Origin of the sequence: Streptomyces sp. Y7, from assembly GCF_043195415.1 — a bacterium.
Taxonomy (GTDB): Bacteria; Actinomycetota; Actinomycetes; order Streptomycetales; family Streptomycetaceae; genus Streptomyces.
In genome coordinates this window covers 39,673-60,476 of record NZ_JBIDDQ010000024.1, presented here as the reverse complement: position 1 = coordinate 60,476, position 20,804 = coordinate 39,673, and the positions used below count along the sequence as shown (strand labels likewise).

Annotated in this window: 17 protein-coding genes, 1 tRNA gene and 1 other RNA gene; 6 read left to right on the top strand and 13 right to left on the bottom strand. The window is 72.4% G+C overall.

The annotated features are described in order from the left end of the window. Positions 1-88: 88 nt before the first annotated feature. The 3 genes from purD to ffs all read right to left on the bottom strand — a co-directional run bounded on the left by purD (position 89) and on the right by ffs (position 4,209). The gene (gene purD, locus ACGFW6_RS36505; RefSeq protein WP_393520027.1) at positions 89-1,339 is read right to left on the bottom strand and encodes a phosphoribosylamine--glycine ligase; all 1,251 of its coding nucleotides are present in this window, start codon (positions 1,337-1,339) and stop codon (positions 89-91) included. 359 nt (positions 1,340-1,698) lie between these two features. Next, the gene (locus tag ACGFW6_RS36500) at positions 1,699-4,002 is read right to left on the bottom strand and encodes a DNA polymerase III subunit gamma and tau (protein ID WP_393520024.1); all 2,304 of its coding nucleotides are present in this window, start codon (positions 4,000-4,002) and stop codon (positions 1,699-1,701) included. A 110-nt stretch (positions 4,003-4,112) separates the two neighbouring features. Beyond that, positions 4,113-4,209, bottom strand: an RNA gene (ffs, locus tag ACGFW6_RS36495) — signal recognition particle sRNA small type. A 73-nt stretch (positions 4,210-4,282) separates the two neighbouring features. Between ffs and ACGFW6_RS36490 the strand changes: the two genes are divergently transcribed. Together ACGFW6_RS36490 and ACGFW6_RS36485 are read left to right on the top strand one after the other, a co-directional pair. Then, positions 4,283-4,370, top strand: a tRNA-Ser gene (locus ACGFW6_RS36490). Positions 4,371-4,497: 127 nt separating this feature from the next. Next, positions 4,498-4,677, top strand: coding sequence for a hypothetical protein (locus ACGFW6_RS36485; RefSeq protein ID WP_393520021.1), 180 nt, complete (start codon positions 4,498-4,500; stop codon positions 4,675-4,677). A gap of 43 nt (positions 4,678-4,720) precedes the next feature. Here the strand turns inward: ACGFW6_RS36485 and ACGFW6_RS36480 are convergent, their stop codons facing one another. The 5 genes from ACGFW6_RS36480 to ACGFW6_RS36460 all read right to left on the bottom strand — a co-directional run bounded on the left by ACGFW6_RS36480 (position 4,721) and on the right by ACGFW6_RS36460 (position 10,365). Next, entirely contained in the window at positions 4,721-5,935 is a 1,215-nt protein-coding gene (locus ACGFW6_RS36480) for a phosphatidylserine/phosphatidylglycerophosphate/cardiolipin synthase family protein (RefSeq protein ID WP_393520018.1), read from the bottom strand. Between the two features lie 10 nt (positions 5,936-5,945). Next, complete coding sequence (locus tag ACGFW6_RS36475; protein ID WP_393520015.1) at positions 5,946-6,422, bottom strand: ATP-binding protein; 477 nt, start codon at positions 6,420-6,422, stop codon at positions 5,946-5,948. 209 nt (positions 6,423-6,631) lie between these two features. Next, positions 6,632-7,735 carry a B12-binding domain-containing protein gene (locus ACGFW6_RS36470; RefSeq protein ID WP_393520012.1) on the bottom strand — a complete coding sequence of 368 codons (1,104 nt, stop codon included), beginning with the start codon at positions 7,733-7,735 and terminating at the stop codon, positions 6,632-6,634. After that, positions 7,732-9,348 carry a PP2C family protein-serine/threonine phosphatase gene (locus ACGFW6_RS36465; protein ID WP_393520010.1) on the bottom strand — a complete coding sequence of 539 codons (1,617 nt, stop codon included), beginning with the start codon at positions 9,346-9,348 and terminating at the stop codon, positions 7,732-7,734. Before ACGFW6_RS36465 ends, ACGFW6_RS36470 begins: the two co-directional genes overlap by 4 nt. A 330-nt stretch (positions 9,349-9,678) precedes the next feature. Further along, positions 9,679-10,365, bottom strand: coding sequence for a DUF2848 domain-containing protein (locus ACGFW6_RS36460; protein WP_393520007.1), 687 nt, complete (start codon positions 10,363-10,365; stop codon positions 9,679-9,681). A gap of 140 nt (positions 10,366-10,505) precedes the next feature. Between ACGFW6_RS36460 and ACGFW6_RS36455 the strand changes: the two genes are divergently transcribed. The 3 genes from ACGFW6_RS36455 to ACGFW6_RS36445 are packed head-to-tail and all read left to right on the top strand — an operon-like array spanning position 10,506 to position 13,067. Further along, positions 10,506-11,915 carry an MFS transporter gene (locus ACGFW6_RS36455; protein WP_393520004.1) on the top strand — a complete coding sequence of 470 codons (1,410 nt, stop codon included), beginning with the start codon at positions 10,506-10,508 and terminating at the stop codon, positions 11,913-11,915. 13 nt (positions 11,916-11,928) lie between these two features. After that, a complete protein-coding gene (locus ACGFW6_RS36450) occupies positions 11,929-12,726 on the top strand; it encodes a carbon-nitrogen hydrolase family protein (protein ID WP_393520001.1) in 798 nt (265 codons plus the stop codon). Then, the gene (locus ACGFW6_RS36445) at positions 12,723-13,067 is read left to right on the top strand and encodes a cupin domain-containing protein (protein ID WP_393519998.1); all 345 of its coding nucleotides are present in this window, start codon (positions 12,723-12,725) and stop codon (positions 13,065-13,067) included. The genes ACGFW6_RS36450 and ACGFW6_RS36445 overlap by 4 nt, the downstream gene beginning before the upstream one ends. On the opposite strand, the gene ACGFW6_RS36440 is transcribed toward ACGFW6_RS36445, so the two are convergent. Beyond that, positions 13,064-13,690: a GntR family transcriptional regulator gene (locus tag ACGFW6_RS36440; protein WP_393519996.1), complete on the bottom strand. Its 627-nt coding sequence runs from the start codon at positions 13,688-13,690 to the stop codon at positions 13,064-13,066. The two genes, ACGFW6_RS36445 and ACGFW6_RS36440, sit on opposite strands and share 4 nt — an antisense overlap. Positions 13,691-13,957: 267 nt before the next feature. On the opposite strand from ACGFW6_RS36440, the gene ACGFW6_RS36435 reads away from it, so the two are divergent. After that, positions 13,958-14,179 carry a hypothetical protein gene (locus tag ACGFW6_RS36435; protein ID WP_393519993.1) on the top strand — a complete coding sequence of 74 codons (222 nt, stop codon included), beginning with the start codon at positions 13,958-13,960 and terminating at the stop codon, positions 14,177-14,179. A gap of 351 nt (positions 14,180-14,530) precedes the next feature. Here ACGFW6_RS36435 and ACGFW6_RS36430 read toward each other — a convergent pair whose 3' ends face one another. From ACGFW6_RS36430 to ACGFW6_RS36415, 4 genes are all read right to left on the bottom strand, one after another. Then, entirely contained in the window at positions 14,531-15,877 is a 1,347-nt protein-coding gene (locus ACGFW6_RS36430) for a phosphatase PAP2 family protein (RefSeq protein WP_393519990.1), read from the bottom strand. 204 nt (positions 15,878-16,081) lie between these two features. Further along, positions 16,082-17,377: a TerD family protein gene (locus ACGFW6_RS36425; RefSeq protein WP_393519987.1), complete on the bottom strand. Its 1,296-nt coding sequence runs from the start codon at positions 17,375-17,377 to the stop codon at positions 16,082-16,084. A gap of 99 nt (positions 17,378-17,476) precedes the next feature. Next, positions 17,477-19,477, bottom strand: a complete 2,001-nt coding sequence (locus tag ACGFW6_RS36420; RefSeq protein ID WP_393519984.1) for a beta-galactosidase — start codon at positions 19,475-19,477, stop codon at positions 17,477-17,479. Further along, on the bottom strand, positions 19,474-20,787 hold the full coding sequence (locus ACGFW6_RS36415) for a glycoside hydrolase family 36 protein (RefSeq protein WP_393519981.1): 1,314 nt from the start codon (positions 20,785-20,787) through the stop codon (positions 19,474-19,476). Before ACGFW6_RS36415 ends, ACGFW6_RS36420 begins: the two co-directional genes overlap by 4 nt. Positions 20,788-20,804: the final 17 nt, after the last annotated feature.

Genomic DNA, 20,804 nt, shown 5'->3' with positions numbered 1-20,804 from the left:
GGACCCGGCCCGCGGAACGGGTCAGGCCCCGGTTCCTGAGACGGAATCGGGGCCTGTCCGGTTTATCGGGAGTGCGCGGTTGCTCGGATTACTCGCCCGCAGCCTTCGCCGCGATGTCCGTACGGTGCTGGGAGCCGTCGAGCTTGACGCGGGCGACCGCACGGTAGGCGCGGTCGCGGGCCTCGGTGAGGTCCTTGCCCGTGGCCGTCACCGACAGGACGCGGCCGCCGGCGCTGACGATCGCGTCGCCGTCCCGCTTGGTTCCGGCGTGCAGGACGTAGGCGTGCGGTGCGTCCTCGGCGGCCACCTCGTCGAGGCCGGTGATCGGGTCGCCGGTGCGCGGCGTGCCGGGGTAGTTGTGCGAGGCGACGACGACGGTGACCGCGGCGTCCTCGCTCCAGCGCAGCGGCTCCAGGTCGGCCAGATCGCCCTTGGCGGCGGCCAGCAGGACACCCGCCAGCGGCGTCTTCAGGCGGGCCAGGACGACCTGCGTCTCGGGGTCGCCGAAGCGGGCGTTGAACTCGATGACCCGCACGCCCCGCGAGGTGATCGCGAGACCGGCGTACAGCAGGCCGGAGAAGGGGGTGCCGCGGCGGCGCATCTCGTCGACGGTCGGCTGGAGGACCGTCTCCAGGACCTCCTCGACGAGCTTGGGGTCGGCCCACGGGAGCGGGGAGTACGCGCCCATGCCGCCGGTGTTGGGGCCCTCGTCGCCGTCGAGCGCCCGCTTGAAGTCCTGGGCGGGCTGGAGCGGGAGGACCGTGTCGCCGTCGGTGATGGCGAAGAGGGAGACCTCGGGGCCGTCGAGGAACTCCTCGATGACGACGCGCTCGCAGGAGTTGGCGTGCGTCCTGGCGGCCTCGATGTCGGCGGTGACGACGACGCCCTTGCCCGCGGCGAGGCCGTCGTCCTTCACCACGTACGGGGCGCCGAAGGCGTCCAGGGCCTCGTCGACCTCGGCGGGCGTGGTGCAGACGTAGGAGCGGGCCGTCGGGACGCCGGCTCCCGCCATCACGTCCTTGGCGAACGCCTTGGAGCCCTCCAGCTGCGCGGCCTCCCCGGAGGGGCCGAAGACCGGGATGCCCGCCGCGCGCACGGCGTCGGCGACCCCGGCGACGAGGGGGGCCTCCGGTCCCACGATCACGAGATCGGCGCCGAGCCGTTCGGCGAGCGCGGTCACGGCGGCGCCGTCCAGGGCGTCGACCTGGTGCAGCTCGGCGACCTCGGCGATGCCGGCGTTGCCGGGGGCGCAGTGCAGCGCGGTGACGTCGGGATCGAGGGACAGGGAACGGCACAGGGCGTGTTCGCGGGCACCGCTGCCGATGACGAGGACCTTCACGGGGGTCAGCCTAACGGGGTTGTCGTGCGGGCATCCGAAGGGGCCGTTCTGGTCGGGCTGGACGTTCCTCCAAAACGGGACCCGGCTCCGCGGGTGGCCGACTCCGCGGCGGCCGGCTCCGCAGTGGCCGTCGCCCTGGGGGCCGTCGCCCCCAGACCCCCGCTTCGGCCCTGAACGGCCTCGTCCTCGAACGCCGGACGGGCTGGATGGTGCCGACCGGCCCTGTGAGGGGAAGCGCCGGTCGGGGCTGCGTCCGCGGGTGGCACGGGTGGACGGGTGGACGGGTCCGGGAGTACCGCCGCCACCGGGTGCCCACGAGCCGCGATCGGTGCGCCGGGCGTCGGGCGGCCCTGCGCTCCCTACTCGTTCATGAACTCCTCCACCACCGTCGCCCCTAGCTCCCGCACGATCAGGTCGTGGCCCGAGAGCGCCGACTCGTTGAGGTCCGGGTCGTCGTCCTCGGGGATGTCGTCCTCGGGGGCGACCGGGGGCGGCGGCTCCGGAGCGGACGCCGTGGGTGGCTGGGGGGCCGGGGTCGGCGCCGCGGAGGGTGCCGAGGGGGTGGCCGGAGGCGGCGTGGGTGCCGAGGGCGCCGACTGGGGGGCGGGCGGGCGCGGGGGCGTACCGCCGCCGTAACCGCCGGTGCCGCCACCGCCGTAGCCACCGGTGCCGCCGGTCGGCGGGGGAGCCGAGCCGCCGCCCGACGGGTCGATGATCGCCTCGATCTTCCACTGGACGCTGAACTGCTCGCCCAGTGCCTGCTTCAGCACGTCCTCGCTGCCGCTGCTCGCGAAGTTGTCGCGCGCTCCGGCGTTGACGAAGCCGAGCTGGAGGGTGGTGCCGTCGAAGCCGGCCACGTGGGCGTTCTGGCTGAGCAGGATCCAGGTGAAGCGGCGGCGGTTCTTGACCGCCTCCAGGATGTTCGGCCAGAGCATGCGGGGGTCGAGGCCGCCGCTCGGCGGGGCGTAGGCGGGTGCCTCGCCCGCGGCCGGGGCCGCAGCCGGCGGTGGCGTGGGTGCGGGGGCGTTGCCGGCACCGGCCGGGGGCGGGGTCGGGGTCGGCTGGGTGCCGCCGCCCGCGGGCGCCGCCGTGGGCCAGCCGCCGGGGCGCCGGCCGCCGCCCGCGGGCGCGGCGGTGGGCCAGGCGCCGGGGGCCGGGGCGGGCGCGGGCGGAGGTGTTCGAGGGGGCTCGGCGGCCGGGGCGGGCGGCGGGGTGGCCGGGGCCTGGGGCTGAGCCGGTGTCTGGGGCCGAGCCGGAGCCTGGTGCTGAGCCGGAGCCTGGGGCTGAGCCGGGGTCTGCTCCGTGGGTGGGCTCGGCTGCCCTGCCGGGGCCGGGCCGGGGGCGGCCGGACCCGACGCTCGTACGGCCGCGCGGGCCGCGGCGGGGCCGCCTCCCGGGGAGACCGGCGGGGCCTGGGGAGCGGCGGCGGCAGCGGGCGGCGCGGCATGGGCCTCGGGGCCGGGGGCGTACCCCATGGCGGGCATCCCGCCGCCCCCGGAGAAGTTCACGCTGCGCTCCAGGCGGTCGAGGCGGGCCATGACGGAGCGATCGTCGCCGTATGCGGCCGGCAGGAGCACCCGTGCGCAGATCAGTTCGAGCTGGAGGCGGGGGGAGGTGGCGCCCCGCATCTCGGTCAGCCCCTCGTTGACCAGGTCGGCGGCGCGGCTCAGCTCGGCGGCGCCGAAGGTGCCCGCCTGGGCCTGCATCCGCTCCAGGACGTCCGCGGGGGCATCGATGAGCCCCTTCTCCGTGGCGTCCGGCACGGCGGCCAGGATCACCAGGTCGCGCAGGCGCTCCAGCAGGTCGGCGACGAAGCGGCGGGGGTCGTTGCCGCCCTCGATGATCCGGTCCACGACCTCGAAGGCCGCGGCGCCGTCACCGGTGGCGAACGCCTCCACGACGGAGTCGAGGAGCGAGCCGTCGGTGTAGCCGAGCAGGGAGGTGGCCATGGCATACGTCACACCCTCCTCCCCCGCTCCGGCGAGCAACTGGTCCATGACGGACATGGAGTCACGCACCGAGCCGGCGCCCGCGCGCACGACGAGCGGCAGGACGCCTTCCTCCACGGCCATGTTCTCGCGGCCGCACACCTCGCCGAGGTACTCGCGCAGGGTGCCCGGCGGGACGAGCCGGAAGGGGTAGTGATGGGTCCGCGACCGGATGGTCCCGATGACCTTCTCGGGCTCGGTGGTGGCGAAGATGAACTTCAGATGCTCCGGCGGCTCCTCGACGACCTTCAGCAGCGCGTTGAAGCCGGCCGACGTGACCATGTGGGCCTCGTCGATGATGTAGATCTTGTAGCGGCTGCTCGCGGGGCCGAAGAAGGCCTTCTCGCGCAGCTCACGGGCGTCGTCCACACCACCGTGAGACGCGGCGTCGATCTCGATGACGTCGATGGATCCCGGGCCGTTGCGAGCCAGGTCGCGGCAGGACTGGCACTCTCCGCACGGGGTCGGGGTGGGACCTTGCTCACAGTTCAGACACCGCGCGAGGATCCGTGCGCTGGTCGTCTTGCCGCATCCGCGCGGACCGCTGAACAGGTACGCGTGATTGACCCGGTTGTTCCGCAGCGCCTGCTGCAACGGGTCGGTGACATGCTCCTGCCCGATGACCTCGGCGAACGACTCCGGGCGATAGCGGCGGTACAGCGCGAGAGACGACACGCATACGAGGTTATAGGCGCCCACTGACAACGTGGACCGCCCGGTGGCATGGGCTTCCTCGGCGTACGGGCCGGGCGGCGGCGCCCTTGAGCCCCGGGTACGACCGGGAACGAGAAGACCCCCCACGCACCCGCCAGAGCCAACCTACCCTTGCTGCCTTCCGGCCCTGGGGGAGTTCAGTCAGATAGCGCCGCGTGAGGGGCTGAGCCCCAGCCTACCCGATCGCCGGGCGCCCGAACGAGTTCGCAAGCACCCTCCGACGTCATGTAATGTTTCCGGCGGAGGATTCGCCTAGAGGCCTAGGGCGCACGCTTGGAAAGCGTGTTGGGGGCAACCCCTCACGAGTTCGAATCTCGTATCCTCCGCCAGTGCCTCACCGGGCACGATGTCGAAGGGCCCCACCGTTCGCGGTGGGGCCCTTCGACGTTCTCCGTCTCAGTTTCCGCCGCAGTTGTCTGGTTCGGAGGAAGGTGGGTCTTCAACCTGGGCGGTGCGGTGGAAGCGACGCTGGCGCGCCGGCGGGCCGTTCTGGAGCTGAAGGGCCGGCGCACAGGCGATCTGAGCCTCGCGGACACCGAGAGCCTCGGCCCCTGGTTCTTCAAGCTGATCGGCGGCGTCATAGCCGTGGGAGGACTCGCCCTGCTGGCCCTGAGCCTGATCCTCGCGGCCGGCTGAGCCGCGTGCCGGTGCCGGCGGCTCTCAGGGGTGCCGGCGACGGTCAGAGGAAGCGGCGGAGGGGGCGGACGGCGGCTTCGCGGGCGCGTTGGAACGCGGAGCGCTTCTTCCACCGGCCCCAGCGCATCCGTTCGCTGGCGGCGACGTCCGTGTCGAAATGGGCGTCGATCGTGGCCGTGAAGCCGGCGTCCAGGACGGCGAGCATCACTTCCTCGTCGTGGTCGAGGGAGCGCCGGTTGAAGTTGGTCGACCCGACGAGGGCCGCGGTGCGGTCCACGGTGATGACCTTGGCGTGCATCATCGTCGGCTGATACTGGTAGATCTTCACCCCGCAGGCGAGCAGGTCCTCGTAGTAGTGCTGTCCGGCCAGTTGGCAGACCCGCTTGTCGGTGTACGGGCCGGGCAGCAGGATCTCCACCTCCACCCCGCGGCGGGCCGCGGCGCACAGCAACTCGATGAAGTGGGCGTCCGGGGAGAAGTAGGCGGTGGCCAGCCGGAGCCGCTCCTCGGCCGACTCGATGATCACTCGGATCAGGGTCTGCATGTCCTGCCAGCCGAAGCTGGCCGAACCGCGCACGACCTGCACCACCGCGTCGCCCTGCGGGCGATGGATGGTGAACCGGTCGCGGTCGTCGAAGAGTTCGTCGTGGCACTCGGCCCAGTTCTGCGCGAAGGCCGCAGCGATGCCGTCCACGGCAGGCCCGCGTACCTCGACGTGGGTGTCCCGCCACTCCTGTGGATTGCGGGCGTCGCCGCACCACTCCTCGGCGATGCCCACACCGCCGGTGAACGCCACCTGCTCGTCCACCACGAGCACTTTGCGGTGGCAGCGGTGGTTCTGCTTGAGCAGCGACAGGTAGAGCGGCTTGCGGAACCAGGCCACCTGCACGCCCGCCCGGCCCATCTCCACCAGCAGGTCCTTGTCGATCAGCCGGCTGCCGAAGCCGTCCAGGAGCAGCCGGACCCGGACCCCGGCCCGGGCCCGATCCGCCAGTGCGTGCGCGAACTCGCGGGCGATGGTGCCCTTCCAGTACACGAACGTCATCATGTCCACCGTGTGCTCGGCGGACCGGATGGCTTCGAGCATCGCGGGGAAGATCTCGTCACCGTTGCGAAGGGCCACCAGCGCGTTGCCCTCGGTCGCCGCGATGCCGATGAGACGCTCGAGCCTGCGTCTTATGCGCACGGCACGCTCGGCAGCCGTCCTGTCGCGGCCCCTGCCGCCCGCGAACCCCACCATGTCCTGAGTGCTGGTCATCCTGCTTCCTTCAGCCGTCGTCGCCCTGTGGTCCGCGCTCGGGATCGTCCGGCCGCGCGGGCTGACCGCGGGTGTCCTCGGCTGTGGTCGGCATGCGGAAGCAGGCGGTGACCGACTTCCCGTAGGGGCAGGGGCGGGCCTCCCACTCGTCGGCGAGGGCATCGACCAGGAACATGCCCCGCCCGCCGAGTCGGTCGCCACTGGGGTCGCGCGGTGTGGGCAGGGCGGCGTCGTCGTCGTGCACGGTGACGTGCAGGCAGCGGCCGTCCCAGGTCATCACGAGCCGGGCGGTGGAGTGGGCGTGCACATGAGCGTTGGTCACCAACTCCGAGACGGCCAGCAGAACATCGTCGACCGTGTGCGAGGTGGCCATGGGCCGGCCGAGGGATTCCAGATGCCCGCGCGCCCAGTCGCGTGCCGCCTTCGGACCGGCACTGATCGGGATCGAGCGTGCCCAGCCCACCGCCCGTACTGACGCATGCTCCACGTCTCCTCCTCGGCCAGGACCGTGCCCCCGCCGCGCGTGCGACTCGTCACGTTGAAGCTCGGACGTCACTCTCTGCGATCGTCGGCTCGGGCCGACAGAACGCCGTTTACCCCGTTCCGCGCCGCACACGCTCAGGGCCTTCGAGAGCCCCTGGGCGGGGCTACGGGTCCTGCGGTGGACCCCCGGCAGGACCGTGAGTCCCCGGCGCGTCAGGCGAGCGCGTTGCGTGCGGCGGCGATGATGCCGCGGGCTCGGGGGAAGTCGCGCAGTTGCTCCTCCAGCAGGTCCAGGGCCGGGAGCAGGGAGCGGGCCGGGACTTGGCGGGCGGTCAGGACCTCGCCGGTCCAGGTGAGGAAGTGGGTGAAGAGGTCTGCGTCGTCCACGTACAGCGCCGCGGCCAGGAACTCCACGATGTGGGCGAGGTCTTCGGCCGTGCGTTCACGCTGATCGTCGTCGTAGCCGCTCATGGCGGGGAAGCGCTGTTCCAGACCCTTGAGGGTCTCGCGGACCAGGGTGCGGGAGGTCCGGGTGACCAGAGTGAATTCCTGGTCGGAAAGGTGCGGCAGGTCGTCGATGGCCTGGTGGGGTGCCCGGGGCCGGGGCAGGGGGCCGGCGGCGAGTCGGTCGGCGGCGGCGCGGGCCTCGGGCGCCCAGGCGTCGGCGCCCAGTTGACGGGCCCAACGGCCGTCGGCACCGAAGGCGAGGCCGCCGACCATGACCGGTGTGCCGGCCGCCTGGACTGCGGTGATCGCGGCGTGCGCCATCGGCAGGCGCGTGGACAGGGCGGCGGACAGGCACACCGTGTCCGCGCCGGTGCGGTGGATATGGCTGATCAAGTGGGCGGTGGGCACCTGGGCGCCGAGGTAGCCGACCTGCCAGCCGCGCAGCCGCAGTGTCTCGGCGAGCAGGCGGGCGGGCAGCGCGTGCCATTCCTTGTCCACGCAGGCGACCGTCACCCGGCCGAGGAACGTGGCGGGGCGCTCGGCGGACAGGACGGCGATGACGCGGTCGTTGATGGCGGTGGCGGCATGCTCCTCGACGACGCTCATGCGGTTGGCGGCCCACTCGACGCCCACCCGGTGCTGGACGGCGCCGATGACCTCCAGCAACACCGTCTCCGCGTCCAGCCCGGCCGCCAGGGCGTCCCCGACGACGTCGAGGGCGCTGTACTCGTCCGCCGCCTGGACGCTGCTCCAGAGCTTCTCCGCCCAGGCCACGGCCCGCTCGTCGCGCCGGGGGGAGGCGAGCCGGGAGCCGATGCGGTGCCGAGCGGATTCCTCGCCGCGGTCGGGAGAAGCGGGGGTGGTCGTCATACGGATTCCCTGCCCGGCCTCGCGCCGTCCACGGCACCGGGGTGCGAGCCGTGGGGTGCGGTGATGGCGAGGACGGCGATGTCGTCGTGCCGCCCGTCGCCGATCCAGGCGTCGGCCAGCATCTGGATCCGCTCGACGACGGCCTCGGCGGGCATGCCCGCGCACTCGGCGAACGCCCGCTTGAGGCGCCGCTCCCCGAACATGGCGTCCCCCAGCGGCCCGCCCTTGGCCTCGGTGACGCCGTCCGTGTAGAGCAGGCACGTCTCCCCCGGCGCGAGCCGGACCTCGGCGGTACGGGAGCTGATCGCCGGCAACGCGCCGATCAGGGTGCCCGCGGTGTCGGCCTCCTCCACCGTGCCGTCCCGGCGCACGATCAGCGGTGGGGGATGTCCGGCGGAGGTCACCCGCAGCACCACGTCGCCGCCCTCCCGGCGGGTGGAGGCGAGCACGAGCGTGGCGAAGCGGATGCTGCCGCTGCCCAGCAGGGCGTTGTTCAGCAACCGCAGCAACCGGGCGTGATCGTCGGCCATCGGCAGCAGGGCCTGCACCGTGTTGCGGATCTTGCCCGTGATCACCGCGGCCTCCAGGCCCTTGCCCGCCACGTCACCCAGGACGGCGAGGGTCTCGGGGCAGTCCTCGCTCGGCGGGTGGACGTCGTAGAAGTCCCCGCCGATGCGGTCGGTCTCGACACTGGCCCGGTAACCGCCGGCGAACTCCACCCCCTCGACCGTACGCAGCGAGGGCGGGAGGAGGTCCCGCATGAGGATGTCGGTGATGGTGTTCTGCTCGGCGTAGAGCCAGGCCGCCGACATCGCCGCGCCGGCCCGGGCGGCGAAGAGTCCGGCGAACGCCTCCTCCGAGTCGCTGAACCGCCCCTGCTGCTCCCGGCGCAGCAGCACCAGTGCGCCGGCCGCGACCCCGTGCCCCGGCAGCGGCGTGATCACCAGCGAACCGACCTCACCGAACCCTTCGGGAATCAGCCAGTCCGACGCCGAAGCGGGGTCTATCCACCGCGAGGGCACCGGGGGGAAGCCGCGCAGCGCCTCGGCCAGTCCTGGCACCGTCTCGGCCTGGGCGGGGACGCTGGTCCGCGTGATGCGGCCCTCGTGGTCGCAGAGGACCGCGGACAGGTTCCGGGCCCGGGTGGGAGAGACGACCAGGGCGGCATCGGCCAGATACTCGGCGGCCAGACGCGCGGTGATCTCCATGCACCGGTCCAGGTTCAGCGACGCGAGCAGAGCGGTCGATGCCTCGGTGAGGAACCTCGCACGCTCGCGCTCGGCCTCCAGTTCCTCGGTCACCGACCGGTAGGCGGTCTCCTCCACCAGCCACCACGCCGTGCCCCCACCGGGAAGCACGGACGGGTGCGCGGAGAAGGAACGACTGCCCACCGTGCCGGTGACAGGCATCACGTCAGGAGCGTGATGTGCGGCGGCGAGCCACTCGGGGGACAGCAGGGGCTGCGCGGTCCGGGCGCCGGGCAGGAGGGCGGAGGCCGCCTCGTTGAGTTCCACGACCCGCCCAGCCGGATCCATGACCACCACCGGGTACGGGGCGGTGGCCGCTGTCACGACGCCTGGGCCGCCTGCGCGGGTGCCATCCAGTGACGTCATGAACCGGAGCCCGGCGCTCGGGCCCTCCACTTCACACGACGAAACGTTGTCATCAGGCAAACATCCCTCACGTGTGGGCCGCTCTGCAACCGTCCGCCGTCCGGCCTTCTTTCGCGTCCACACTTTCTTCACCGAACGGCTGGGCCCCTGGAAGCGGTCCGGGCGCCGTGAGGGAAGAGCGCCGACGGGTGCGATCCGCCGACCGCGCCGAGATGGTGGGCGCCCGGGCCGAGCGCCGCGGCCACGGCCCTCTCCGGCCCCAGCCGAGCGCCCGGCCACGGGTCGGCCGCCCGAGCGCCGGGCGGCCGAACCGCAGTGCCCCCTAGGGCCTCAGCCGATCGCCGCCGGCATGGACCGCACGTCGTACCGGAGGCGGATCGCGTCCCCGGTGGCGGGGTCGGACAGCTCCACGCTCCAGCCGTCGCCGAACTGGTCGACGCCGGGCGTCATCGGAATCGTGCCGGAGATCAGGACCGTGCCGGGGGTGAGCGCGTCGCGCGAGCGCAGGACGTCGATCCAGTAGGCGGGGGCGAGGAGTTCGGCGAGGGTGCCGTGCTGGATCTCCGTCGAGGTGTCGCCGTGGGTGACCCAGGCGCGCAGGGTGAGGTCGTCGAGACGGGACTCCACCTCGGCGAGGCGCCAGGCACGGCGGGCGAGGACGTCGGGGCCGGCGTTCTTGCTCCACGCCACCCCGTGCACCTCGAGGTCGCGGTCGGTGTGGTCGCAGGCGGCGGTCAGCAGAAGCTCGCCTCCGTCCGCCACCACAAGCGCCCACTCCGCCTCGCCGGAGGTGTGCCCGTGCTGGGCGTGGACCCGGTCGGTCTGCTGGGCGAGGTAAGGGGAGACGGGGTAGAGGGCGGGCGTCACGGACGGGCCGGGGACGCCCAGTTCGGCGAGTTCCGCGACGTGCGCGGCGACGTCCTCCTGGCTGCGTCCGGCGTACCCGGCGTTGAGGACCTGGACGACGTCGACCTCGCGCGTCGATCCGTCGGGCAGTTCGAAGGTCAGCACGGCCATGAGGGCACTCCAAGAGATCGGGTCCGTGGAACAGGTCCGCGGTGAAGTTCTCGCGCAGGGGGCTTGCGCATACGACCTGTATACAAGAAGTATGCCGGAAGGTCGATGTCCCCCGACGTCCCCGAGCAAGGATGGGAACCATGCCCGACACCCCGAAGGACGAGACGAAGGACGAGACGAAGGACGCGACGAAGGACGCCACGAAGGACGACGGCAAGGCGTCCGATCGGCACTCCGGCGTCCGCCGGGCCTTCGTCGCGAGCCTGACCGGCACGGCGCTGGAGTGGTACGACTTCGCCGTCTACTCCGCCGCGGCCGCCCTGGTCTTCGGCGATCTGTTCTTCCCCTCGGAGGACCCGCTCACCGGCACGCTCCTGGCGTTCTCCACCTACGCGGTCGGCTATGTCTCCCGCCCGCTGGGCGGATTCGTCTTCGGTCGCCTCGGTGATGTGATCGGCCGCAAGAAGGTGCTCATCGCCACGCTGGTCCTCATCGGCGCGGCAACGTTCCTGATCGGCGTCCTGCCGTCCTACGCGACGGCCGGCGTGGCCGCCCCGATCGCCCTGGTCGTGCTGCGCTTCGCGCAGGGCGTCGGCGTCGGTGGCGAGTGGGGCGGTGCCGTACTGCTGTCCAGCGAGTTCGGGGATCCACGGCGCCGCGGCTTCTACGCCTCCGCCGCGCAGGTCGGCCCGCCCGCCGGAAACCTGCTGGCCAACGGCGTGCTCGCAGCCCTCGGCGCGCTGCTGACCGAGGCGCAGTTCGAGTCGTGGGGCTGGCGCGTGGCGTTCCTGTTCTCCGGCGTCCTCGTCGCGTTCGGGCTGTGGATCCGGGCGAAGCTGGAGGAGACCCCGGTGTTCAAGGCGATGGAGGCCGAGCGCTCCCGGCCGCAGGCGCCGATCCGCGAGGTGTTCACCACCCAGCCCCGCGCCCTGCTCGCCGCGATCCTGTGCCGCGTCGGCCCGGACGTGCTGTACGCCATGTTCACCGTCTTCGTCCTGACGTACGCCACCGAGGAACTCGGCATGTCACGCGGTTCCGCCCTCGTGGCCGTGCTCATCGGCTCCACGATCCAGGTCTTCCTGATGCCGCTGGCCGGGGCTCTCTCCGACCGGGTCAACCGCCGGCTGCTGTACGGCGCCGCCGCGGTGGCCGCCGGCGTGTGGCCCTTCGTGTTCTTCCCGATGATCGGCGGCGGCACCTGGCTGCCGCTCGCCACGGGGGTCGTCGTGGGCCTGGTGATCCACTGCTGCCTGTACGGCCCGCAGGCCGCCTTCATCACCGAGCAGTTCGAGCCCCGGCTGCGCTCGACCGGCTCGTCCCTGGCCTACACCCTGGCCGGAATCATCGGCGGCGCCGTCGCGCCGCTGCTGTTCACCAGCCTGCTGAGCGCCTACGGCACCTGGGTGCCGCTGGCCGTGTACATCGCCCTCGCCTCGGCCGTCTCCCTCGTCGGCGTGCGGCTGGGGCGTGACCCCGAGGCCGCCGTCGACGAGGACGCCGCGCTCGCCGCGCCGAAGGCGCAGCACACGCACACGACCACCCCTGTCTGAGGAGGACCACCCCGTGCGGATCGCACTGAGCCAGCTCACCACCGGCCCCGACCCCGAGAAGAACCTCCTGCTCGTCGAGGAGTGGACCCGGCGCGCGGCCGACGCCGGAGCCCGCGTCGTCGTCTTCCCCGAGGCGTCGATGGCCTGCTTCGGCACCCCGCTGGCACCGCTCGCCGAGCCCCTGGACGGCCCGTGGGCCGACGGCGTGCGGCGGATCGCCGACGCCACCGGCACGGTCGTCGTGGCCGGCATGTTCACCCCGGCCACCGGGGGCCGGGTCGCCAACACCCTGCTGGCCACCGGGTCCGGCGTCGAGGCGTCGTACGACAAGATCCACCTCTACGACGCCTTCGGCTTCCGTGAGTCCGACACCGTCGCCGCGGGTTCGGCGACGGCGGTCATCGACGTGGACGGCGTCCGGCTGGGCCTCGCCACCTGCTACGACATCCGTTTCCCGGAGCTGTTCCGGGCGCACGCCGACGCCGGTGCCGTCGCCACGCTGCTGGGCGCCTCCTGGGGCGCGGGGCCGGGCAAGCGCGAGCAGTGGGAGCTGCTGGTGCGGGCCCGGGCGCTGGACGCCACCGTGTGGCTCGCCGCCGTGGGCCAGGCCGACCCCGGCGCGGGCGCCGGCGCGGGTTCCGCCCCGACGGGGATCGGGCACAGCCTCGTCGCCGGACCCGACGGGACCGTACGGCACGCTCTGGGCGCCGAGCCCGAGCTGCTGGTGGCCGACCTGGACACCGACGAGGTCGCCGCGGTCCGGCAGCGGATCTCCGTGCTGGCCAACAGGCGTCCGCAGGTGTGGCGATGAGCAAGCCCGAGCTGGAGTTCCACCTGCCCGACGGGCCGTGGCGGACCCCGGCCGGCGCCCGCCCGGGCGTCGAGGAGCGCGTCCTGGCCGAGGACCCCGTGCGCGGGTCCCGTACGGCGCTGGTCCGCTGGGCGCCGGGCACCGACACCTCGGCGGACGGCGTGAGCGGCCACGACTTCTGGGAGGAGGTCTACCTGGTCGAGGGAGCGCTGCACGACCTGACGCTCGACCGGAGTTTCACGGCGGGCATGTACGCGTGCCGCCCGCCCGGGATGCCGCACGGTCCCTGGACCTCCCGGGACGGCGTCACCATGCTGGTGATCACCTACCCCGCGACCTAACCCGCGAGCAGCACCTTGAGCGTCGACTCCAGGTGGTGGTCGATGGCGGCCCACGCGGCCTGTGCGTCACCGGCCTCCAGGGCGTTCAGGATGGCCTCGTGCTCCTCCAGCACCGCTTCCTGACGTCCCTGCTGGTTGAAGAGGGCGACCACGCCGGCGCGGACCTGCCGGCTGCGCAGGCCCTCGTAGTGCCGGTCGAGGAGGGCGTTGCCGACGGCGGACACCAGGACGGCGTGGAAGCGGTGGTCCACGGCGATGAACTCGCGGGCCTGGTCGGGGCCGGTGAGTTCACGCTGCCGTTCCAGCAGCGACCGCAGCTCCGCGACGGGCGCCGCGCCCCCGGCGACGAGCTGCTGGGCGGCGTACCGCTCGACGATGCCGCGCAGCTCCATGAGCTCGCGGATCTCCCGTCCCGTCAGCGGGGACACCCGGGCGCCCCGCTTGGGCACCAGTTCGACCAGGTCCTCGGCCGCGAGCTGAAGCAGCGCCTCGCGGATGGGCGTGCGGGAGACGCCGATACGGTCCGCGAGCTCCTGCTCCGAGAGGAAGGCGCCCTGCAGTGCGGGATCCGTCAGCACCGTGTCCTTGAGATACGCGTACGCCTTCTCCCGACCGGACGTCACCGCAACCCCCAGCAGTCGTATACACCTTGTATACGAACGCTATCACGCACCGTCGACCGGAGACCCAGGACGACGTGGCCCTGACGACGAAGCCTTCGTGAAGACGGCCCGACCCCCTGGCGTTCGTCTGTGACATCCTCCTGACTTTTTGCGGGACTTCACGGAGCGGGTCAAGAAACCCCAGGTCAGTGGCGTGACCCGGTTGTTACCTGCCGATCTGTGCCCACAGCCACAGCGAGCGGGAGAAACGTGGGCTCATACTGAGCCATGACAAAGCCTGCGGCACCGAAGCGTCACCTGCCCACCAGCCCCTTCAAGGCCCCGGTCGCACCGGCCCCCAAGCACTTCGAAGTGGGCGATCAGGTCACACATGACGTGTACGGACTCGGCCGGGTGATCGGCATCGAGGACGGAATCGCGGCACTCGTGGATTTCGGCTCGGCGCAGAGGCGGATGCTGAGCCCGTACGCCAAGATGACCAAGTTGTAGAACCGCTGTGCCCGGTCACGGCACCCCGGGCCCCTTCGGGGACCTGTAACGAAAGAGAGACCTCTCATCGACCCGACGTCGCTGTTCTCCGCCGTGGAAGGCCAGGCCGGCCGTTCCGCCGCGGTGTCGCCGCCTCCGGCGACCAACCCCTTCCAGGCCCCGGACTTCGGGGTGGACGAGACATTCCCGCCCGAGGAAGCAGAAGAGCCCGACCCGGCCGTGCGCACGTCACGGCGCAGGGCGGCCTAGCACCCCGAGCGACGGCACCTTCGCCCCCCGGCCACAACCAGAGGGCCGGACCGCTTCCGCGGTCCGGCCCTCTGGCGTTCGCCCGTCGAAGTCGGACTGCTGTCAGACCAGTTCTGGCTGGGGCTTCGGTTGGGGGGTGAGGGTGGGTCTCGGGTCCCACTGGGTGGTGGTGCGGATGTAGGCGGCTATCACCGAGGTCATCGCCAGGACGAGGAGGGGGCCGGCGAGCCAGGGGTGGGCGGCCATCTGGGTCGGCAGGTAGCGGTAGGACACCAGGAGGACGGTGAAGACCGCGGTGCCGTGCGCGACGAGCCGCGTGGCCTGGGGGTCCCAGCCGCGGGCCTGGGCGCGCAGGGCCGTCTCGATGGTGAGGGTGAAGACGACGCCGGCGACGAGGTCGACGCCGTAGTGGTAGCCGAAGCCCAGGGTGGCCCCGATGGTGGCGAGCAGCCAGAAGGTGCCGGCGTAGCGCAGGAGCCTCGGGCCCGTGCGGGTGTGGAGGAAGATCGCGGTCGCCCAGGCCGTGTGCAGGCTGGGCATGCAGTTGCGGGGGGTGATCCCGTCGAACGGCATCGCCTGCGGGGTGATGAGCGGAGGAGCCGTCTCCGGCCACAGGTTGACGGCCGCCCACTGACCGCCGTCGGCGCCGTAGGCGAAGATCGGGCCGACGACCGGGAAGATCATGTAGATCGCCGGGCCGAGCAGGCCGATGGTCAGGAAGGTGCGCACCAGGTGGTGGCGGGGGAAGCGGCGCTCGGTGGCCACGTGGCGCAGCTGGTACAGGGCGGCGCACACCGCGGCCACGGCGAGCTGTACGTAGACCCAGTCCAGGACATGGGCGCCGACCGGGCCGGTGGCCCGGACGAGCCGGCCGACCAGCCAGGACGGGTTGCCGAGCGCGTGGTCGGCGGTCGCGACGTACTGGTCGAGCACCGTGTAGCGGGTCTTCGAGGTGATGAGCAGCCAGGTGTCGCCGGTCTTGCGGCCGGCCACCAGCAGCAGGGCCAGTCCCACGCCCTTCAGCAGCAGGACGCGTTCCCGGCCGGTGCGGTGGGTGACGGCGAGGACGGCACAGCCGAGGACGACCAGGAGCGCGCCGTTGCCGAAGGGGTGGCCCTCGGCGGGTTTGATGCCGTGGCCGGCCGTCCAGCGCACCAGCAGAATCACGAGGTCGATGCCTATCGCGGTGCCCATCGCGACAAAGCGCTGGCGCCAGGTGAGCACCACCATCATCAGGGCCATGCCGGCATAGAGCAGGAAACCTGATTTAGGCGGGAATATCACCTCTCGTACTTGATTGGTGATCGGTCCCGGTACGCCGTAGCGTCGCGCGGCGATCTCCAGTGCGATGAGGAATCCGAGGCCGACCACGGCCGCCGCACCCCACAACACCGCCCGCGGCCGGAGCCACGCGGCGAACGTAGTCCTGCGTCTTATTCGCGAGAACACCCGCGACGCTATAGATATCAATTGTTTTGGCCGATTTGTCAGATAGATGAGGATATTGATTCGTCAATCAGTTCGATCATGCTATCCGAGTTGCGCACGTGGGTTTCCCTGGTTACGCGAAGGAAAATTCCGAGTCGTACGTCACAGAAGAATTCGAGCCACCCGGCGAACCGGCCCGCTCACGCCGCCGTCAGAGCCAGTCGGTCAGCGTCGCTTGAACTCGACCGGACCCGCGTTCATCTCGATCGTGCCGTCGGTGTGCAGGACCGGGCGGCGCTCGGTCATGCGGGCGCTGTAGGCCTCGATGTGGTGGATGGCGGCGCCGTCGGGTGAGGTGAAGTCGACGAGGGCGATGGCCACCCAGTAGCGGGTCTTGGTGTTCTCGAACAGCGGGACCGTGACGGTGGAGCCGCGGTCGTCGGTGACCACGACCTTCGCGCCGAAGCTGCGGAAGGAGCCGAAGCCGTTGCTTAGCGCGGAGTAGGCGCACAGCAGGACGTAACCCTGCTGGTCGGGGCGCACGACCCGGAGGGTCTCGCGGCCGGGGGCCCGGGAGTCGCCGTCGAGGTGGACGAACGGGCGGTTCTTCAGGGAGCCGAGGCGCTTGTAGTAGACGACGTCGGCGCCCTTGCCCTTCTTCGCCGTGTCCGTGTCGGGCGTGGGGGCCGAACCCTTCTTGCGGGCGCGGAGGGTGCCGGGCGGCTGCTCGCCGCGCACCGCCTTCGACGCCGGCACGAACAGGGCGTAGAGGTCGAGGTCGGCGCCCCTCTTGCGGCGCTGGTCGCTGCCGCCGTCCCACTCCAGGGTCGCGGTGACCACCAGCTCCCGGTCGGCCTTGTCCAGGCTCATCGAGACCTGGCCGCCCTTGTCGAGGCTGATGGTGCCGAGCGGCGGCTTGCGCAGGCTCATCGGGGGCGGGGCGGCCGCCGTCGGCGCCGGAACCTCGGGCGCCTCCTGGTGCTGCTCCGGTGCCTCGACGGGCTCCTCCGCCACGTCGATGCCGAAGTCCGTCGCCAGCCCGGCCAGGCCGTTCGCGTACCCCTGGCCGATGGCCCGCAGCTTCCAGCCCTCACCCCTGCGGTAGAGCTCCACCAGCAGGACGGCGCGTTCGCCGTCGGTGAGGGCCGGCGGGCGGAAGTGGACGGGGTCGGCGTCCGGTTGGGAGGCGCGGATCAGGACGTCCTTCACGTCGCGGAAGGTGCGGCTCGCGTCGTCGGGGTCGCAGCTGCCGACCAGGACCACCCGGTCCACGTCCGCCGGCAGCGCGGCCGGGTCCACCTCGATGCGCTCGGCGCCCTCGGCGTCGGCGGCCACGTGCCGTACCGCGTCGGACTCGGCGGACGGCTGGTTGTAGAAGACCAGGTCGTCGTCGGACCGGACCCTGCCGTCCGCCGCCACCAGCAGGGCGCTGAGGTCGACCGTGCCACCCACGGCGTGCAGTTCGGCGACGACGGGCCCGGAGCCCATCGCGATGTTCCCGCCCTTGCTCAGTTCCGGCATGCCGCCCACCCCTCGAAAAATCCCCCGGCACTTCCACGCCACCCTGTCACACCGGACCCGGTACGAAAGGGTGTTCGCGTCCGAGGGGCGGGCGCGCCCTCAGCGTGGCTCGCGCACCACCGCCGTCTCCCCCGCGGGCACCACCACCGAGCCCGGCGCCGGCTTGCCGGCCAGCAGTTCCGTGGCGTCCGGGGCCACCGTGACCTCGGCGGAACGGTCGGTGTGGTTGATCAGGAAGAGGTAGTCGGCGTCCGGCCCGCGCCGCAGGACCGCCTCCACGCCGGGAGCCGTCTCGCGCACCGGCTCCACCCCCGCCTCCGTACGGATGCGGTCCAGGAGCGAGGCGAGGGTCGACTCGTCGGGCAGCGTGGCCAGATACCAGCTGGTCCCGGAGCCGAGGCTGTGGCGCGTCACCGCCGGGACTCCCGCCAGCGGGCCGCTCGTGTACGACTCGACCGGCTCGGCGCCCGACAGCCGTACCCGCTCCGACCACAGCGTCCCCGTGCCGCCGCCGCTCAGGCCCACCGACTCACCGGGCAGCAGCGGGAAGAGTTCGTCGGTCCGCACCCCGAGCGCCTCGCGGAACGCACCCGGGTAACCGCCCAGCCGCACATGGCAGTTCTCGTCGACCGCGCCGCTGTGGAAGCCGACGGCGAGGGTCCCGCCGGCCGACGCGAAGGCCGTCAGATTCCGCGCGCCCTCGTCGTCCACCAGGTAGAGGGAAGGGGCCAGCACCACCCGGTAGGACGAGAGATCCGCGTCCGGGCGTACGAAGTCCACCGCCACGCCCGCCCGCCACAGCGGCTCGTACCAGGCCCGGACCAGGTCCTGGAAGCGCAGTTCGCCACTCGGCTGGGAGGGGAGTTCCAGGGCCCAGCGGGCGTTCCAGTCCCAGACGACCGCCACTTCGGCGGTACCGACGCTGCCGCGCACCTCCGCGAGCGCCTTCAGGTCGGCGCCGAGCCGGACGACGTCCCGCCAGATCCGGCTGTCCGTGCCGGCGTGCGGCAGCATCGCCGAGTGCCACTGCTCGGCGCCCGCCCTGGCCGCCCGCCACTGGAAGTACGCGATGCCGTCCGCGCCCCGGGCGACATGGGCCAGCGCGTTGCGACGCAGCTCGCCGGGGCCCTTCGCCCGGTTCACCGGCTGCCAGTTGACCGCGCCCGTCGAGTGCTCCATCAGCAGCCACGGGCCGCCCGCGAGGGAGCGGACCAGGTCACCGCTGAGCGCGAGGTCGATCGCGGACTCGGGGTCGGTGGACCGGAGGTAGTGGTCGTTGGAGACGAGGTCCAGCTTCGGGGCCCAGCGCCAGTAGTCCAGGGCGTCGAAGGCGTGCATCACCATGAAGTTGGTGGTGGCGGGGGTCTCCGGGGCCGCCGCCAGCAGCACCTGGCGCTCGGCCTCGTACAGCGAGAGCAGCTCGTCGCTGCAGAAGCGGCGCCAGTCCAGCTGGTGGGTGGGGTTGGGGACGGCGCCGGTGGGGCGGGGCGGGAGGATCTCGTCCCAGTCGTAGTACCACTGGCTCCAGAAGCGGGTGCCCCAGGCGTCGTTGAGGGCGTCCAGATCGTCCGCGTACCGCCCGCGCAGCCAGCGCCGGAACGCCGCCGCGCTCTCGTCGCAGTGGCATTCGGCGTTGTGGCAGCCGTACTCGTTGTGGACGTGCCACATCGCCAGCGCCGGATGGCCGGCGTAGCGCCGGGCGAGCTCGCCCGCCATGCGCAGGGCGGCCTCCCGGTAGGCGGGGCTCGACGGGCAGAACGTCTGGCGGCTGCCGTACGACAGTCCCCTGCCGTCCTTGTCGACGGGCAGGGCCTCGGGGTGGGCGCGGAAGAACCACGCCGGGGGCGCCGCCGTCGGGGTCGCGAGGTCGGCCGCGATGCCGTGGCTGTGCAACAGGTCGAGGACGCGGTCCAGGAGCGAGAAGTCGTAGGTGCCCTCGCTCGGCTCCAGCAGCGCCCAGGAGAAGATGCCGACGCTGACCAGGGTCACCCCGGCCTCGCGCATCAGGCGCATGTCCTCGGCCCAGACCTCCTCGGGCCACTGCTCGGGGTTGTAGTCGCCGCCGTAGGCGATGCCGGGGACGGACAGTTCGCGCTTCATCGGGCGGCACCCCCGAGGAGGCGGCGGGTGGTGGCCACGCCCCACTCGTCCAGGGACAGCAGACGGTCGCTGGAGGCCATCAGGCCGCCGGTCGCCTCGACGTGCGCGGCCCACCGCTCCCGGGTCTCCACGGCCGGGCGGGCCATCAGGCAGTCGGGGTCGTTGATCCAGAGCCGGCGGTGCTGCCACTGCCGGCCCACGCCGGTGAACTCGGCCGGGTCCTGGCCGGGCTGGCTGTGGTCGCCGGCCTCGGGGCGGCGGTACGGGGCGGTGTCCGGGCTCACCCGCATCGCGTCGAACAGGCCGAGGGAGGCGAGCAGCGGTGCTCCGCAGCCCAGCAGGTAGGCGTCCGCGCCGATCGCCTCGCGGATCAGCTCGATGCCCGAGCGGTACGCCGTCAGCGCGTCCACCGGCTCGTGCCGTACGCCCTCCAGGGCGCCCGCGTACAGGAAGTCGACCTTGAAGTAGTCGTAGCCCTCGGCGCGCAGCGTCCGGAAGACGTCCGTGAGATACGCCGCCGCCCCGGGGTGGGTGGTGTCCAGGACGCGCAGGTCGTGGCCCCAGTTGCGGCCGGCGTGCGCGAAGCCGCCGTCGGCGGTGCGCACCAGCCACTCGGGGTGCTCGGCGGCCAGGTCGCTCGCCGGGTCGACGAGGAAGGGCGCCGTCCAGATGCCGGCGCGGCGGCCGCGGGCGCGGATGGCGTCCGCGATGCCCGCGCGGGAGCGGAAGCGGCCGGAGAGGGTGAGCCAGTCGCCGAGGGCCTTCTGGTAGCCGTCGTCGATCTGGACGACGTCGACGGGCAGGTCGAGGGTGTCCATCGCGCGGAGGTTCTCGTGGATGTCGTCCTCGGTGACGGCGGTGAAGTACTCGTACCAGGAGCACCAGACCGTCGGGGCCGGACGGGGGACGGGCAGCGCCAGGCTGTCGGCCCACTCGCCCAGCACCGACTGGATGCCGGTCCCCGTCCACTCCTTCACCGGGCCGTCGGCGCTCACTTCCGCGGTGTTCCCGCCGACGACCAGGCGGATCGACGGCACCGCACGCGTCGGCTCGGCGGCCGCCCACAGCCGCACGGGTGAACCGTCACCGGGGTCCAGGGCCAGCAGGCCCTCGCCCTGGAAGGCCCCCTCGGGCACGGTCACGCCCGGGCGGTAACAGACCGTCGCCCAGTTGTCGTTGGTCGGGCGATGCGGGCTGTCGCCGAGAGCGTAGGCACCGCTCGGGCTCCAGGACTGCCAGCCCTCCTCGTGGACGCGGGCGGTGCGCGGGTCCACGAGGACGGAGGCGACGGGGGTGAAGGGGTGGTGCACGGGTTTCTCTTTCACGA

Bases quoted from the DNA above. Each gene is read 5' to 3' on its own strand.
- ACGFW6_RS36425 (WP_393519987.1), bottom strand. From the start codon at position 17,377: ATGCCGGAACTGAGCAAGGGCGGGAACATCGCGATGGGCTCCGGGCCC.
- ACGFW6_RS36460 (WP_393520007.1), bottom strand. From the start codon at position 10,365: ATGGCCGTGCTGACCTTCGAACTGCCCGACGGATCGACGCGCGAGGTC.
- ACGFW6_RS36455 (WP_393520004.1), top strand. From the start codon at position 10,506: ATGCCCGACACCCCGAAGGACGAGACGAAGGACGAGACGAAGGACGCG.
- ACGFW6_RS36480 (WP_393520018.1), bottom strand. From the start codon at position 5,935: ATGACCAGCACTCAGGACATGGTGGGGTTCGCGGGCGGCAGGGGCCGC.
- ACGFW6_RS36465 (WP_393520010.1), bottom strand. From the start codon at position 9,348: ATGACGTCACTGGATGGCACCCGCGCAGGCGGCCCAGGCGTCGTGACA.
- ACGFW6_RS36420 (WP_393519984.1), bottom strand. From the start codon at position 19,477: ATGAAGCGCGAACTGTCCGTCCCCGGCATCGCCTACGGCGGCGACTAC.
- ACGFW6_RS36445 (WP_393519998.1), top strand. From the start codon at position 12,723: ATGAGCAAGCCCGAGCTGGAGTTCCACCTGCCCGACGGGCCGTGGCGG.
- ACGFW6_RS36435 (WP_393519993.1), top strand. From the start codon at position 13,958: ATGACAAAGCCTGCGGCACCGAAGCGTCACCTGCCCACCAGCCCCTTC.
- ACGFW6_RS36470 (WP_393520012.1), bottom strand. From the start codon at position 7,735: ATGACGACCACCCCCGCTTCTCCCGACCGCGGCGAGGAATCCGCTCGG.